Consider the following 15,092-nt stretch of genomic DNA (forward strand, 5'->3'; position numbering starts at 1 on the left):
AAGGAGTGTATTGGCATGACGAAAAACGTATTAGTAACTGGTGGCAATCGAGGTATCGGCCTTGAAATAGTAAAAGGAATGCTGTCTAAAGGTTATAAGGTATTGATGGGATGTCGAGATGAAGAGTCAGGTCTTGAGGCTAAAAAGGATATTGTAGGAGGGGATTTACATGTTATTGAAATGCCCCTCGATAATGAAACGGCGATTGTAGATGCGTTTGTTCGAGCGGAAGCTGTTTATGGCCCTATCGATATTCTAATAAACAATGCAGGCATATTAGATGACACCGATTGGAAAGAGGTAAATAGTGAAAGCTTAGCAAAATCCGTACAGGTAAACGTGAACGCGCCATTAACGCTTATTCAACAAACCTTACCGCAAATGATTGAGCGAGGTTTTGGGCGCATTATTAACGTTAGTTCTAGTTACGGTAGCTTTGCCGAAGGTTTAAAAGGACCTTTATGCTACGCAGTAACCAAAGCAGCCATTAACGCCCTTACCGTGAAAATGGCTGCCGAAGTCGATAAAGCTGCAGAGTGCAAAAAGATTGATGTAACGATAAACAGTATGACGCCAGGCTGGGTACATACCCGAATGGGGGGCAGCGACGCACCAAAAACACCTGAAGAGGGTGCAGATACGGCAATTTGGCTTGCAACGATGGAAGAGGGCGGCCCTAACGGCAAATTTTTGAAAGACAGAGAGCCCATTGATTGGTAGCCCGATAGCCGGTCAACATATATTGGGCCACCAATAGTTTGTGGAACGCGAATAGCGGTATGATTAAAGCGAGAATCGCTCTCTTAAAAAGCGGGCGATTCCATCTTCATCATGATGCCCTATTACAGAAGTAGCAGCATCTTTAATATAAGGTTTGGCGTTTGAAGGTGCATAGGCTTCATCAGCAAGCTTAAACATGCTCAAGTCGTTGTCGCTATCACCAAAAACAATGACGTTGCTCGCGTCTAATTGATTTCGCAATAACTCAACAGCGCTGCCTTTGTTGGCGAGATTATGGTGAACATCCATCCAACGATATTCGTCACCCTCAATCGCAGGCCCTGAATACGCTATTAATTGCTCATGCATATTTAGTTGCTGGTACATATCATAGACAAGTGCCGCATCGCCGATCATACTGATATTAGTTATGTGCGCATTGGCAGGTAATGCTTCAATAGAAGCCAAGCGCGCTTTTGTGCGCGAAAAGTATTTTTCGATTAAATCAAATTCCACCTGATGCTTTGGGGCAGAGTGATAGATCACGTGTTCGTGGTCAGGGCTATCCATATTTACCGTGTTAATGAAAGGCGTAATGTTATTCTTAACCGCGTGCTCAATAATAAGATTGGCTTCACTAGGCGCGAGTAGGTTTTCCAGCGTTAGCGCATTTCCGCTTGGGTCCCAAATGGCTACGCCATTATTGTAAATATGCGGAAGCACAAAGGATTGACCCTGTAGCACAAATTGTGCTGAATGCATGGTACGTCCTGTTGCTACTGTGAAGGCAATGTCCCTCTCGCTCAATAAGTTCAAGGTATCTCTTGTGAAAGATGAAATTTCCGAAGACTTGTTTAACAAGGTCCCGTCTAAATCAAAAAATATTAAATCCATACAATTGGTGCCTAGTCTCTCTTTCAAATTACCACTGACCAAATACCAAAGGGCAATACATACGAAATTCGATGTATTGCCCTTGATTTTTATTGGAGCAGCTCGCTCGATTGTTCACTACTCTAACACATTCTAAATTTATGCATGGCTGCATGTAATGGAATTAATATTACTATCGAATTGACTCGACCACACTGTCACTGTGCTGTTTTAACACTTGCGATACTTTTGACGATGACTGAGATTTTTTAAGATTAATGACCAAGGCTACTTTGCCATAGCGGATTGCATGGCGTACTGTTTGTATCACTTCATTTCTATCTGGGCGCAAGCCAATTAAACCAGCTACAAAGAGCCCTATAAACAGCCCCGGACTTATTAACGCTATATAAGTAAATAACGGATTTTGCTGCGTAAGAGCAGGGCCGAACTGCGTTAGTAAAAAAGCGGCAATTAAGCCCATAATAAGCCCTAGTGAGCCAAGAAGAAGGTGTGAAGACCACATACTTTTTCCTATCGACGCACTGCTACGTTCAAGTTTTTCACTCATATTCGGGTCACCGGCTTCAATTATCTCAATTTGAGATGACTCAACCGATGTTTGGTCTTGCACTATTGCTAACGCTTCTTGCACTTTTTGCTTTGAGCTGAATACAGCGTCAACTTGAAGCTCATCACTAGATACTAAATTAGCTCGTAAATTTTCATGTTCATTATTTTTAGCGTTTTCTGAATCAATTTCGTTCGAATTTTGAATACTCATTTTTAAATCCTCGACTTCTTTCTTGGACTCACCAACTAAATCTTCTTAGTTTCTAAAACAGCTGCCTACAAGGATTTACTATTTATCAGAGCTTTGTAGGCACGTGACTTAAACGTCTTTATATAAGCACTATTCAATTTATATTCCGAAGGTTGTCGTCTAGGTCTTGTGCTTAAGTTTAAATAGTGATGCGAATATTTATATCTTTATGAAAGTTATAGTTATTTTCAAAATATTACATATGATTTAGTTTATAAAAAGGAGTGATGACCAGACTAATCATTGCTAAAAACTTCCCCTTTATCACCTTAATTAGTCGAGACTAGCGTTAGTACTGCGATTATTTTACAAAGTGTGTGAAAAATTGTTACGGCCTAACTTAATAGCCATAATCATTAGACAGATAAATGCTGTTCCAAGGATAAACGTCGAAGTGATCAATTCGTTTATTTCGGCTGTACCTTGTACTCATGAATAAGCGCTGTTGTTCTAAAATGGTTTCGCCACACCGATATGTAAGTAGTAGAGCGCAACGGCTCTTAACACGTGGCTTTACGGGCCTCAAACAGATACTGTTTAAGCCAAGTACGGAAAGGAGTGGGTAAAAATGAAAAGGACTAAAGGCTATTGCAACATGTATTCCGACGATAGCCACCTGACAATTAGGCGTATTTCTTGTGGGAATAAGCGGTTTTACTATCGTTACAGCAGTGGCAAAAAAGTAACGGGCGAGCGGGTGATTAAACGAATCAAAAAGCTCGTTATTCCGCCGAATTGGAGAGACACACTCATCAGTCGAGATAGCAAGGCAAGTATTCAGGCCGTTGGCTATGATGAAAAAGGACGAAAACAATACATATACCATGACAAATGGCACGAACAGCAGCAAGTCGAAAAATTTGAGCGACTGCTTGCTTTTGGCAAAGCCCTTTCTGAATTTCGAGAACACTGTCTTTCTTTGATTTCGCAACCAACGTGGACACAAGAACGAGCATGTGCGCTGGTGTGCCTTCTGCTCGATTACACAGGTGCGAGGGTAGGCAATGCTCAATATAGCAAAGAAAATGAAACGTACGGGCTAACAACCTTGCGGCGTAAACACGTGCAATTACAGTGTGAGGATAGCGTTGAACTTGCCTACACAGGAAAGCATGGTAAGCCGAGAACCTTAAAGGTCAATGATCCTGAGCTTGCATCACTCATTGGCGATTGCGCTCAGCAGCAAGGTTATTGTCTTTTCCGCTATCAGGATAAGAATAAGCAATGGCACGATGTAACCAGTGAAGACGTGAATGCGTTCATTCACGAAGAGTTAAGCGAGCAGTTCAGCTGCAAAGACTTTAGAACTTGGGCCTCGAGTCGGTTCGCGTTAACCAACATTCCTTACGTCTACGACCAAGTAAATAATTCCAGAACCAAAAAATGGGAAAGTACCTTAAGTAAGGTTGTGGCCGCAGAACTCGGAAATACGCCCACAGTATGTCGAAAATATTATATTCATCCGAAGCTATTTGCCGTTCAAAACGATAAAAAGTCATGTGAAAAGCTTATCGACAAGGTGCGTTTATTGAATAACGAAGATTGCACGCAATTAACTAACTTATTGCCTGTAGAAAAGCTTCTTTTGGATGTTATTTCGGCTGAGTGTGCCTAACAAAGCATTTTTAATGAAAATGTTTTAGTTGATAGTAAAGTTGTTGTTTTTATCGGCTTTTGGCGCCAAGTTAAATTGTTTCATGGTTTTTAGTATTTTTTTAAATCTCTGAAATTTAACAGTAATATCTATTTCTCTTTGTTAAAACTGCCGTGAAACATGGTTGGTGTTAATTTGGTCGTTAATGCTGTTTAAACTAAGTTGTTTAAAAATTAAACTTGAAATTTTTTACCAAATCCTTATATTGTTAGAGCTCTAATGATTATTGTTCGATATAAATAGCCGTATTAACTTCGGTTGCTGCAAGAATGTTGAGCACGTAGTCATTAACGAGTTTTCGAAGAGCAATAGAGGAAATAACGAACGTTATGCCAATGGAAAGTTACCTATCACTCGCCGTCTATTTTATAGCGATGTTGGGGATAGGGTTGTTTGCTTACCGACAATCTACCAGTGATATTTCTGGTTACATTTTGGGAGGGCGACAAGTAAGCCCTCAAGTTACCGCACTTTCTGCGGGTGCATCCGACATGTCAGGCTGGATGTTAATGGGTCTTCCCGGCGCGATGTATTTGACCGGTTTCGACGCGGTTTACATCGCAATAGGCTTAGTTGCAGGTGCTTTAGCTAACTATTTACTAGTAGCGCCGAAACTTCGTGTATACACAGAAGTGGCGAACGATTCACTTACTGTGCCTGAATTTTTCGCCAAGCGCTTTAATGAGCCAAATTCAAGCCTACGAATTGTTTCGGCAGTAATCATTGTGCTGTTCTTCACGCTGTATACGTCTGCAGGGTTAGTGGCGGGCGGTAAGCTGTTTGAAAGTGCATTTTCGGTCGATTACCAGCTGGGCTTATTCATTACGTTAGGCGTTGTGGTGTCTTATACGCTATTAGGTGGGTTTTTAGCAGTAAGCCTTACAGACTTTGTGCAGGGCTGCATTATGTTTGTGGCTTTAATCCTAGTACCAATAGTGGCCTTTACTGAATTTGATAGTGTGTCGCAAATGACAAGCGCCGCTTATCAATCTGTACCGAATTTTTCAGAATCGTTAGAGACCCTAACGATAGTCGGTTTGTTATCGAGTTTAGGATGGGGCTTAGGCTACTTCGGACAGCCTCATATCATTGTGCGATTTATGGCTATTCGCTCTGTTAAAGCGATTGGGACAGCAAGAAATATTGGCATGTCGTGGATGACGGTAACAATTATTGGCGCATTAGCGACAGGGTTTGTAGGCATTGCTTATGCTAACCAATTTGGTCTTGCAGTCGACGATCCAGAGACTATATTTATTATCTTCTCTCAACTGCTTTTCCATCCATTAATTAGCGGGTTTTTGATGGCAGCAATTTTAGCAGCCATTATGAGTACAATTTCGTCGCAGCTATTAGTTAGCGCAAGCTCGTTAACAGAAGATATTTACCGTGTAATGGTAAGTAAAAAGTCGCCACAAAAATCGTTAAGCGAAAAGCAAACGGTAACAGTTGGGCGATATGGTGTAGCAGGCGTGGCTGTGGTTGCATTGTTACTAGCCATGGATGCGTCGAATACAATTTTATCTTTAGTAAGTAACGCTTGGGCCGGTTTTGGTGCCGCATTTGGTCCATTAGTGCTGTTTTGTCTGTATAAAAAGGACCTGACGGCGAAAGCGGCAATGGCCGGTATGATAAGTGGTGCGGTAACCGTACTGTTTTGGATTTATGCGCCAGTTTTAGCTGACGGTAAAACGTTAAGCAGCGTTATTTATGAAATTATTCCAGGGTTTGCGGTAAGTACGTTAACGCTATACATGGTAAGTCGCCTAAGCGAAAACCCATCGTCAAACGTGCAAGCAACGTTCGTGCAAGCCAGTGAAGAATTAGCGAATCAACAATCTTAAGGTTAAAAAGTTTATTATGAGTCATCCTAATTGGGAACGCGTAGTCATCAAAGTAGGTAGTGCACTAATATCGCCCAACCAGCAAGGTTGTAGCAGCCATTACTTACTGAGCATTGCGCAATTTATCGTACGTTGTAGAGCTAACGGTACACAAGTGGTGCTTGTGTCTTCGGGCTCTGTTGCGGCGGGTGCGCACCTGTTTCCAGAGCAAGAAAAGTCAGATATTGCGGTTAAGAAAGCGATGGCAGCAGCGGGTCAAACCGAGATGATTGCCACATGGGACAGACTGTTTGATTTCCCGTCTGCCCAGATGCTGTTAACCCATGCTGATTTAAGAGACAGAGAACGTTACGTAAGTATTCGTGAAACAATATTCAGTTTGTTAGACAACAATATTCTGCCTATCGTGAACGAAAACGATACTGTGACTACTGATAAATTGAAGGTTGGTGACAACGATAATTTATCGGCCATGGTGGCGTCGGCGGCTGAAGCTGATGCACTGATCATCTGTTCAGACATCGATGGGTTGTACGACAAGAACCCACATGAACATGACGACGCAAAACTGCTTAAATCGGTTGATACCATCGATCAAAGCGTTTACGACATGGCTGGTGGTGCGGTTAAAGGCGGTGTTGGCACCGGCGGTATGCGCACAAAAATTGAAGCGGCCGAGAAAGCTGTTTCGCATGGTATAGATACATATATTATTAACGGCTTTACTGAGCTGTCGTTTAATATGCTGCTAGCAGGTGAAAACCCAGGCACGCATTTCAAACCTCACGCCAAGCCAATGCAAGAAAATGTGCATTGGATGCGCCATACGTCAAACGCGCAAGGTGAGGTGATAGTAGAGGGAGACTTCGACGACTCTTTACATACCGACGCAGAGCAACTAACAAGTAGCGAAATAATTGACGTGAAAGGCGAGTTCTCGGTAGGCGACACTATATTGGTACGTAAAGAAGACGGCACTAAATTGGTGAAAGCCAAGTCGAACTACAGTAGCTGTTTATTGAATTTTATTGCGAATCAGGAAAGCGAAGAATTTGCCCACGAGTTTGAGGAAAAAACAGGGCCAATTATTTCTGATCAGCACATAGCAAATCTGGAGAAAGAATGAGTATTATTACAGAGTTAGCACAACAGGCGAAAAAAGCTGCACGTACACTGGCAATCCTAAGTGAAAGCCAGAAAAACGCGGTGTTAACTGATATGGCCGCGGCAATTCGTGCAAACAAAAGCAAAATTATTGAAGTAAACGAAAAGGAAGTAGCGCGCGCAAAAGAAAATAATCTAGATGCAGCCATGGTAGACCGCTTAATCCTTGATGACGAGCGCATCGAGTCGATGGCTGAAGGCATTGAAGTTATTGTTGAGCTTGACGATCCGGTAGGTAAAGAGCGTGTGATTGGTACTCGACCTAACGGAATTGAAATTAAGAAAATGCGTATACCGCTAGGCGTTGTATGTATGATTTATGAAGCACGACCTAATGTTACTGCCGACGCAGGCGCGCTGTGTTTCAAATCGGGCAACGCTGTTATTTTACGTGGTGGTAAAGAGGCTCTTGATACCAGTTTAGCTATTGCTGAACTTATGCAAGAAGTGCTTGAAAAGCATAACCTGCCTAAAGCTTTGGTTACAGTAGTACCAAAACCAGACCGCGCGCTTATGCAAGAGCTGATGGAACAGCGCGACTATATCGACGTGATAATTCCACGCGGTGGTGAAGGCCTTATTAACTATGTAACCGATAACGCTAAGGTACCGGTTATCCAGCACTTTAAAGGTGTGTGCCACCTTTATGTAGATAAAGATGCTGATTTAGACAAAGCCATGGCAATCCTTCTCAACGGTAAAACCCAGCGTACTGGTGTATGTAATGCGCTTGAAGGTTTGGTTGTACACCAAGCCGTTGCTGGTGACTTCTTACCAAAAGTGGCCGATGCCTTTAAAGAAAAAGGCGTGAAGGTTCACGTAAATGAAAAAGGTAGTCAGTATTTCGATGGCGCTGACGTAATTGCAGAAGACGCATACGGTGAAGAGTACCTAGGTCTAGAAATTGCAATTCGCGTGGTTGACGACTTTGAAGGTGCAGTAGACCACATTGCTCAGTTCGGTAGTAATCACACCGAAGTTATCGTTACCGAAGATGCTGAGAAAGGTAAGCTTTTCCAACGCGCAGTTGATGCAAGTGTCGTAATGGCAAACGCCTCTTCACGCTTCTCTGACGGCAGCCAGCTTGGCTTAGGCGCCGAAATTGGTATCGCTACAACCAAGCTGCATGCGTACGGTCCAATGGGCTTAGAGTCGTTGACTTCAGAGAAATACCTGGTGAACGGTGAAGGCCAAATTCGCGACTAAATAATAGTGGTTGCAACTGGTCGGCATTGTGCCGCAGGTTTACATGCTTCATAATAAAAAGCGCTGACATTCGTCGGCGCTTTTTTATTTTTATTCAAAGATTTACCCTCGCAGCACAAACGGAGCATACATGGAGATTGTGATAGACCCCACGCAGTTATGGAATCAGCTTATTGCGTTTGCCAATGAGTATAAACTGCTGACATCACTACTACTTTTAATTGTATTGCACTTTATCAAAAAAGGTGTGCTGTTGCTGATAAGGCGCATCAGCTCTCAGCGCGGGGAAGATAGAAGAAACCAGATTAATATTTTAGAGCAGTTAGGGAACGCCTTTATCATCATTGTATTGATGATGGTGTGGAGCTCTGAAATACAAACACTCGCTATATCCATTGCTGCATTTATGGTTGCCATAGTGCTGGCTACTCGAGAATTTATTCAATGCTTTATGGGCTTCATTTACTACCTGGGCGCAAGGCCATTTAGGGTAGGGGACTGGATCCAAATGAATAATATCATTGGTGAAGTGGTAGAAATGGACTGGGCGAAAACTGCGCTTCTAGAAGTTGACCCAGAAAGCTTCAACTACACGGGTAAACACGTTTACGTACCTAACAGCCAGTTAGTTACACAAACCGTACGTAACCTTAACTTTATGCGCCGCTACCGTTTACACTCCTTTGAAATTGTTAACGAGCCTACGGTAAATGCATATAGCTTGTTACCCGCTTTTCATGCCCGAGCACAAGCGCACTGTGAATACTTTCGCGATGTAGCAGAGCGTTACAAAGGCTTAATTGAGCGTCACTTAGAACAAGAGTTTATTCGTATAGACCCAGAAGTTGAAATCAAAACAAATGAACTTGCAAAGGTGGTGGTTAAGGTAAGTTTATTCTGCCCGACAGCGGAAGCCCATGAGTTAGAGCACAAAATGTGCTCAGATTGGTTAAGCCTGTGGTTTAGAGCGCAAAAAGAAGAGCAAGCTATGCTAATGCAACAGCAAAGCGAGAATAACAACGCCAACCTTCAAGCGTCTGTTACAACAGAACAGCAAACAACAACGAGCACTGGGCTGTAAATTTCCGTCAACGAGCGATCTGTTTCTTAAATGACTGGTCGCTCGTTGCTATTCATTATACTTCATCCGTCACAATTTATTCGTTACACGTCCATTCCCGCTGATGGGAAAAATGCCCTTCTAAAAATGCCATCTGATCTGCCAGTATGCGTCTGTTCATTAAATAAAAGCGCTCGTAAACGTTGGGCCTAAAGGGCACAGCGAGTAAAGGCATATTTGCTTCTTCAGGTGTTTTAGCTGCTTTAGCATGATTACATCGCTGACAAGCCGTGGCTACGTTCGTCCAACTATCTTTTCCGCCGCGAGAGCGCGGAATAATATGGTCTCGGGTAAGTTGTTTAGGCGTAAACTTATTGCCGCAATACATGCACAAATAGCTGTCGCGTCTAAATAAATAGCGGTTGGTGAGGGCAACTTTGCCTGATAAATCTGTCACCTTGCCGTCGCAAGCGATAATGCTTGATAGGGTAAGTTCGCTTTGCAGCCCTTCGTGATTCCAGCCTCCTTTGAGGGTTATGGCATCACTGCCTAGCTCGAATAGCACCTTATCCTGACTGTAAAGCTTTGCGGCTTGTTCAACATCTATCCACTCTTGTGGCATGCCTGCTTTATTAAGTCGAAGTACCAACATGGTTATCTCCTTAGCACACTAATATTAGACGTTCTTGTTATGAAGAATTCTTATTGCCCGTTTATGGTTCAAAGCATTGTTTACGGGTTGTTTCTTTGTTCGCTTTTTGTTCTAGCATACGCTGTTTTGTGTCAGTATGATGAAAATATAGTCAATAATTGAAATTTCACAGATATTTCATATAGTCATGGTGCTATAGGTGATAGCGATTTTTCGTAAATTCACTAAATAAATTCCACGCGGGGCTGTATTTGGCAATGGCATTACAGCTACTTCAAAGCTATACTATGCGCCGCGTTTAAAAGCGATAAAATAAAGATTGAAATTAAAGGACAAATAGTGACTCCTATTACTAAATCATTTCAGTATGGACAGCATACTGTAACTCTAGAGACGGGTGTAATTGCTCGTCAGGCGACAGCTGCGGTTCTTGCGAGCATGGACGACACGTCTGTACTGGTAACAGTAGTTGGTAAAAAAGAAGCCAAGCCAGATCAAGATTTCTTCCCTCTAACAGTAAACTACCAAGAAAAAGCATATGCTGCGGGTAAAATCCCAGGTGGTTTCTTCAAGCGTGAAGGTCGTCCATCTGAAGGTGAAACATTGACTGCGCGTCTTATCGACCGCCCAATTCGCCCATTATTCCCAGAAGGCTTCAAAAACGAAGTACAAGTTGTTGTTACTGTAATGTCTGCTAACCCAGATATCCCTACAGACATCATCTCTATGATTGGTACTTCTGCAGCGCTTGCTATCTCAGGTATTCCGTTCAACGGCCCAATCGGTGCGGCTCGTGTTGGTTATAGCAACGGAGAATACATTCTAAATACACGCGCAGAAGAGCAAGCTGACAGCCAGCTTGACCTTGTTGTTGCGGGTACTGAAGGTGCAGTACTTATGGTTGAATCAGAAGCTGATGTGCTTTCTGAAGATACTATGCTAGGTGCGGTAATGTTTGGTCACGAGCAACTACAAACTGTAGTTAACGCGGTTAACGAATTTGCTGCTGAAGTTGGCACTGAGAAGTGGGACTGGGCACCAGAAGCTGAAAACACTGCACTTAAAGACAAAGTTAAAGCACTAGCTGAAGCTGAAATGACAGCGGCTTACCAGATTTCTGACAAGTTAGAGCGTAAAGACGCAGTAACTGCAGCAACTGACAAAGCACTAGAAGCTATCCTTGCTGAAGACGAAGAACAAGACAAGAAAGAAGTACTAGACCTACTTCATGATCTTGAGTCTGACGTAGTACGTTCACGCATCCTTTCTGGCGCGCCACGTATCGACGGTCGTGAGCCTGCAATGATTCGTGCTCTAGACGTAGCAACTGGTATTCTTCCTCGTACTCACGGTTCTGCACTATTCACACGTGGTGAAACGCAGGCAATTGTTGCTGCTACTTTAGGTACAGAGCGTGATGCACAGATGATTGACGAGCTTCAAGGTAAGCGCGACAGCCGTTTCATGCTTCACTACAACTTCCCTCCATACTGTGTTGGTGAAACCGGTATGATTGGTTCGCCTAAGCGTCGTGAAATTGGTCACGGTCGTCTAGCGAAGCGTGGTATTCAAGCAGTAATGCCAAGTGAAGAAGAATTCCCGTACGTAGTACGTGTGGTTTCTGAAATCACAGAATCAAACGGTTCATCTTCAATGGCGTCTGTATGTGGTACTTCACTAGCGCTTATGGATGCAGGTGTTCCAATTAAAGCGTCTGTTGCGGGTATCGCAATGGGCCTAGTTAAGAGTGACGACAACTTTGTTGTACTTTCAGACATCCTTGGTGACGAAGATCACCTTGGCGACATGGACTTTAAAGTAGCGGGTACTACCGACGGTATTACTGCACTTCAAATGGACATTAAGATTGAAGGTATTACTAAAGAAATCATGCAAATTGCGCTTAAACAAGCAAAAGAAGCACGTTTGCATATTCTTAACGTAATGGACGAAGCAATTGGCGGTCACCGTGAAGAGCTAAGTGAATTTGCTCCACGCATTTACACAATGAAGATTGACCAAGACAAGATCCGTGACGTTATCGGTAAAGGCGGTGCAATGATCCGTCAAATTACTGAAGAGTCTGACACTAACATCGAGATTGAAGACGACGGTACTATCAAAATCTTCGCGACAGAGCGTGCGAAAGCAGACATCGCTATTGGCAAGATTGAGCAAGTAACGGCTGAAATTGAAGTTGGTAAGACTTACAACGGTAAGATTACACGTATTGTAGACTTCGGTGCGTTCGTAGAAGTACTTCCAGGTAAAGAAGGCCTTGTTCATATTTCACAAATCGCTCACGAGCGTGTGAACAAAGTTACTGACTACCTTAAAGAAGGTGAAATGGTTGACGTTAAGGTTATGGAAATCGACCGCCAGAACCGTGTACGTTTAAGCATTAAAGAGCTTCTAGAAAAGCCTGCGCCTAAGTCTGACGACGCAGAGTAATATCAATTAGGCTTTAAACCTAATTAGTTATGTTTAAGTAAAAAAGGGAGCTTGGCTCCCTTTTTTCGTTTTAGGTTTTAAAAGCAATAACGGGTTGGGTTTTTACCTGTTAACCCACACGTTTAAGCCACATATTTAGGCCATAACGAAAAACGCTTTTTTAAAGGTAATAGATAATGGATAAGCAAACGCAAACCGAAGTAGAAGCAGCGGTATTCCGCCGCTTAGTAGAACACCTAGATGCAAATAAAGACGTTCAGAACATCGACCTGATGATTTTGGCGGATTTCTGCCGTAACTGCTTAGCAAAATGGTATTCGGCGGCTGCAAGCGAGCAGGGCGCTGATATCGACTACGAAGCCGCACGCGAAGTGGTATACAAAATGCCGTATTCAGAGTGGAAAGAGAAGCACCAGCTTCCGGCTACTGATGAGCAATTGGAGAAACTGGCTGCTAGGCAGGGGAAGTAGTTTTTAGTTCGAGTGACCTTGAATTATTTGTTTTAAAAGCCAGCGGAAGCTGGCTTTTTTGTGCTCGGCTTGCGTGAAATACACCAAATGCACCTACATACCGATTTGGTGTTTTTAATAAATGAGCGAAAAACGACATTATGGTTTTTTCTTTATTTCTCTGGTGGTTGTGGTTTAGAGTAATGACATATTAAAATGACAAGTACCCTAAAGTGGTGTGGAATAGCATGACGGTTTGGGGACGATTAAATTGTTAGTTTTCATAGAGAAATCGAATGGATTTGAATCTTTTTTTAAACGTTTTAATCATAGCTGGGATTGTAGGATTTGGCTTTTTCCTAAAAAATTACCTACCAAATTATTTCTCAGAGAAAGGTAAAAACTTAGCAACCAAAGAAGATATATCTGAGATAACAGAAAAAATTGAAAGTGTTAAAAACTCATTTGCTCTTTCACAAGAAAAAGTAAAAGCCGAATTACAAGTAAAGTCAGCGTTGCAGCAAGCTTTCCAGTCTAAGTGTTTGGAAGCACTGATTGCTATCAATGAACTGTTGGTTGAAATACACCTTTATTGCTGGAAACAGATAGCTACCCGTTCACCAGCTGAACATTATGTATGGTGTGCTGTAGATAACTCAACCGAAGGAAAAGGCCTACATTATTTCACTGTTGCTATCGATAAAATAGCGATGGAACATAGTCTTTATTTAACAAGTTCCTCAAATGCTGCACTATCTAGCCTATCTGTAAAAATTAGTGGCATCTCAAACTTGGAAACGCATTTAGATAAGAATGAACAAGATTCTATTTTTGAAAAATCTGCGGTTTCAAACTATCAGTCAGCAATCATGGCGGTACAAGAGTGTAGAAGAGCACTAAAGAAAGATCTGTTCTTCGAAAATGAAAACTAACAAAAAAATAAAGTCGCTCGCGGGCTCGCTGGGACACAAACATGGCGGCTGTGTCGCTTCGCTCCGATTATAGCCGCCATGTTTGCGCCCCTTATTTAAAAGTTATGTGCCATGAGTGAAACCAAAATTATTATCGTTTTATTAGCTGTACTTCTAGTTCATTTTGTTTTTGCAATTGTTGTCACATCACAGGTATCCAAGGTGATTTTGAGGCTTCAGAAAATTAAAAATAATAGGTACGCTTCAAAGAAAATAAATGAATTAGAACGTTATAGAGTATTCGCTTTGTTCGCTCCAATTTTTGGCCCAATAGTGGCGTATGGAATACTTAAAGGAATTAAGCCTGGTATTTCAGAGAAAGGTTATATGGCAAATAACCCAAACTCACCTAATGTAAATTCGGAAGGAGATTGAGGCTTGGCACATAACAAAAAAATTAAGGCACTCACTTCGTTCGCTGGGACGCATACACGCGGGGCGGCTTCGCCATTATGCCCCACATGCCTGCGCCCCTTATTTAAAAGTTAGGCGTCATTCACTTACAGCATTAAAATGTGGGTTCAGACGTGACATTTCAGCATCAAGGTTGTTTCGCTAGGTTGTCTTTACGGCTTGCTTTTTCGGTAGTTTCATCGGCTTTAGCAACGCCCTTTTCATCAACATCGCAACGCCAACATTCAACATCACCAGTTTTCTAAACTCGCTCTTTTATCCATCAATGCCGTTAACATCTGGCATTTCGCACAGGGTTGTTTTATCTTAAATTCAATTATTTAAACACGCGGTCTATTTGGCTAGTGGTGGCAGCAAAGCTGCGTACTTTCAGTTGTACGCCTAACAAAACGCTGTTGGCACTCCCTTCGGTCGCTGGGACGCTAACACGTGGGCTGACTCACTTCGTTCGGATTTTAGCCCACGTGCTAGCGCCCCAAAGCTTAGCGTTATACGCCATGGAGTTTTTAGCTTTTGCAATTTGAGCAGGTACATTCCCGAATCAGCATTGATTCAGCTATTTTCACATTTGGCGTTCCGAAGGAATCACCAAACTCATTTTGCTACAGGATCTTTTGCGCAGGAGAAAGCTCGTACTCAGCAGAACGGTTTGATCCTAGTAGCCTTAAAGAATTGAAAATCATCGTCAACCAATTAAGCCAGCTAAGCCCTGGCAAGCCACGAGCAACCGTAAAAATAAAAGTTAATAGGTTTATGTCAGTACGTCTAAGTTTCAAAAAATATAACGTAGACAAAGGGTTTAAAGTTAAAG

General features: G+C 42.5%; 14 protein-coding genes. 11 read left to right on the plus strand and 3 right to left on the minus strand.

The window, feature by feature from the left end:
* Positions 1-15: 15 nt before the first annotated feature.
* On the plus strand, positions 16-720 hold the full coding sequence (locus tag V7R55_RS06665) for an SDR family NAD(P)-dependent oxidoreductase (protein ID WP_334058420.1): 705 nt from the start codon (positions 16-18) through the stop codon (positions 718-720).
* A gap of 63 nt (positions 721-783) precedes the next feature.
* Here V7R55_RS06665 and V7R55_RS06670 read toward each other — a convergent pair whose 3' ends face one another.
* Both V7R55_RS06670 and V7R55_RS06675 read right to left on the minus strand, forming a co-directional pair.
* Positions 784-1,614, minus strand: a complete 831-nt coding sequence (locus V7R55_RS06670; RefSeq protein WP_334058422.1) for an HAD family hydrolase — start codon at positions 1,612-1,614, stop codon at positions 784-786.
* A 172-nt stretch (positions 1,615-1,786) separates the two neighbouring features.
* On the minus strand, positions 1,787-2,377 hold the full coding sequence (locus tag V7R55_RS06675) for a hypothetical protein (RefSeq protein WP_334058424.1): 591 nt from the start codon (positions 2,375-2,377) through the stop codon (positions 1,787-1,789).
* A 607-nt stretch (positions 2,378-2,984) separates the two neighbouring features.
* On the opposite strand from V7R55_RS06675, the gene V7R55_RS06680 reads away from it, so the two are divergent.
* From V7R55_RS06680 to V7R55_RS06700, 5 genes are all read left to right on the plus strand, one after another.
* Positions 2,985-4,031 (plus strand): DNA topoisomerase IB, encoded by a 1,047-nt coding sequence (locus V7R55_RS06680; RefSeq protein ID WP_334058426.1) that lies wholly within the window; start codon positions 2,985-2,987, stop codon positions 4,029-4,031.
* Positions 4,032-4,399: 368 nt separating this feature from the next.
* Entirely contained in the window at positions 4,400-5,914 is a 1,515-nt protein-coding gene (gene putP / locus V7R55_RS06685; protein WP_334058428.1) for a sodium/proline symporter PutP, read from the plus strand.
* 16 nt (positions 5,915-5,930) lie between these two features.
* A complete protein-coding gene (gene proB, locus V7R55_RS06690) occupies positions 5,931-7,040 on the plus strand; it encodes a glutamate 5-kinase (RefSeq protein WP_334058430.1) in 1,110 nt (369 codons plus the stop codon).
* Complete coding sequence (locus V7R55_RS06695) at positions 7,037-8,284, plus strand: glutamate-5-semialdehyde dehydrogenase (protein WP_334058432.1); 1,248 nt, start codon at positions 7,037-7,039, stop codon at positions 8,282-8,284. Before proB ends, V7R55_RS06695 begins: the two co-directional genes overlap by 4 nt.
* A 130-nt stretch (positions 8,285-8,414) precedes the next feature.
* Complete coding sequence (locus V7R55_RS06700; protein ID WP_334058434.1) at positions 8,415-9,365, plus strand: mechanosensitive ion channel family protein; 951 nt, start codon at positions 8,415-8,417, stop codon at positions 9,363-9,365.
* Between the two features lie 76 nt (positions 9,366-9,441).
* Here V7R55_RS06700 and V7R55_RS06705 read toward each other — a convergent pair whose 3' ends face one another.
* Positions 9,442-9,996 (minus strand): HNH endonuclease, encoded by a 555-nt coding sequence (locus V7R55_RS06705; RefSeq protein WP_334058436.1) that lies wholly within the window; start codon positions 9,994-9,996, stop codon positions 9,442-9,444.
* 339 nt (positions 9,997-10,335) lie between these two features.
* On the opposite strand from V7R55_RS06705, the gene pnp reads away from it, so the two are divergent.
* The 5 genes from pnp to V7R55_RS06730 all read left to right on the plus strand — a co-directional run.
* The gene (gene pnp, locus V7R55_RS06710) at positions 10,336-12,447 is read left to right on the plus strand and encodes a polyribonucleotide nucleotidyltransferase (protein ID WP_334058438.1); all 2,112 of its coding nucleotides are present in this window, start codon (positions 10,336-10,338) and stop codon (positions 12,445-12,447) included.
* Between the two features lie 176 nt (positions 12,448-12,623).
* Entirely contained in the window at positions 12,624-12,917 is a 294-nt protein-coding gene (locus V7R55_RS06715) for a DUF1244 domain-containing protein (RefSeq protein ID WP_012518312.1), read from the plus strand.
* 275 nt (positions 12,918-13,192) lie between these two features.
* On the plus strand, positions 13,193-13,828 hold the full coding sequence (locus V7R55_RS06720; RefSeq protein WP_334058440.1) for a hypothetical protein: 636 nt from the start codon (positions 13,193-13,195) through the stop codon (positions 13,826-13,828).
* Between the two features lie 111 nt (positions 13,829-13,939).
* Positions 13,940-14,242 (plus strand): hypothetical protein, encoded by a 303-nt coding sequence (locus V7R55_RS06725; RefSeq protein ID WP_126874042.1) that lies wholly within the window; start codon positions 13,940-13,942, stop codon positions 14,240-14,242.
* Positions 14,243-14,794: 552 nt separating this feature from the next.
* Positions 14,795-15,092, plus strand: a 298-nt coding sequence (locus V7R55_RS06730) for a hypothetical protein (protein ID WP_334058442.1), incomplete at its 3' end; no start/stop codon positions are given.

This window comes from Alteromonas sp. S005 (assembly GCF_036864475.1).
In the GTDB taxonomy this organism is placed as follows: Bacteria; Pseudomonadota; Gammaproteobacteria; order Enterobacterales; family Alteromonadaceae; genus Alteromonas.

Coding starts and splice junctions, on each gene's coding strand:
- V7R55_RS06675 (WP_334058424.1), bottom strand. CDS start 2,377: ATGAGTATTCAAAATTCGAACGAAATTGATTCAGAAAACGCTAAAAAT.
- V7R55_RS06720 (WP_334058440.1), top strand. CDS start 13,193: ATGGATTTGAATCTTTTTTTAAACGTTTTAATCATAGCTGGGATTGTA.
- putP (WP_334058428.1), top strand. CDS start 4,400: ATGCCAATGGAAAGTTACCTATCACTCGCCGTCTATTTTATAGCGATG.
- V7R55_RS06665 (WP_334058420.1), top strand. CDS start 16: ATGACGAAAAACGTATTAGTAACTGGTGGCAATCGAGGTATCGGCCTT.
- V7R55_RS06705 (WP_334058436.1), bottom strand. CDS start 9,996: ATGTTGGTACTTCGACTTAATAAAGCAGGCATGCCACAAGAGTGGATA.
- V7R55_RS06725 (WP_126874042.1), top strand. CDS start 13,940: ATGAGTGAAACCAAAATTATTATCGTTTTATTAGCTGTACTTCTAGTT.
- V7R55_RS06680 (WP_334058426.1), top strand. CDS start 2,985: ATGAAAAGGACTAAAGGCTATTGCAACATGTATTCCGACGATAGCCAC.
- V7R55_RS06700 (WP_334058434.1), top strand. CDS start 8,415: ATGGAGATTGTGATAGACCCCACGCAGTTATGGAATCAGCTTATTGCG.
- V7R55_RS06715 (WP_012518312.1), top strand. CDS start 12,624: ATGGATAAGCAAACGCAAACCGAAGTAGAAGCAGCGGTATTCCGCCGC.
- V7R55_RS06670 (WP_334058422.1), bottom strand. CDS start 1,614: ATGGATTTAATATTTTTTGATTTAGACGGGACCTTGTTAAACAAGTCT.
- V7R55_RS06695 (WP_334058432.1), top strand. CDS start 7,037: ATGAGTATTATTACAGAGTTAGCACAACAGGCGAAAAAAGCTGCACGT.
- proB (WP_334058430.1), top strand. CDS start 5,931: ATGAGTCATCCTAATTGGGAACGCGTAGTCATCAAAGTAGGTAGTGCA.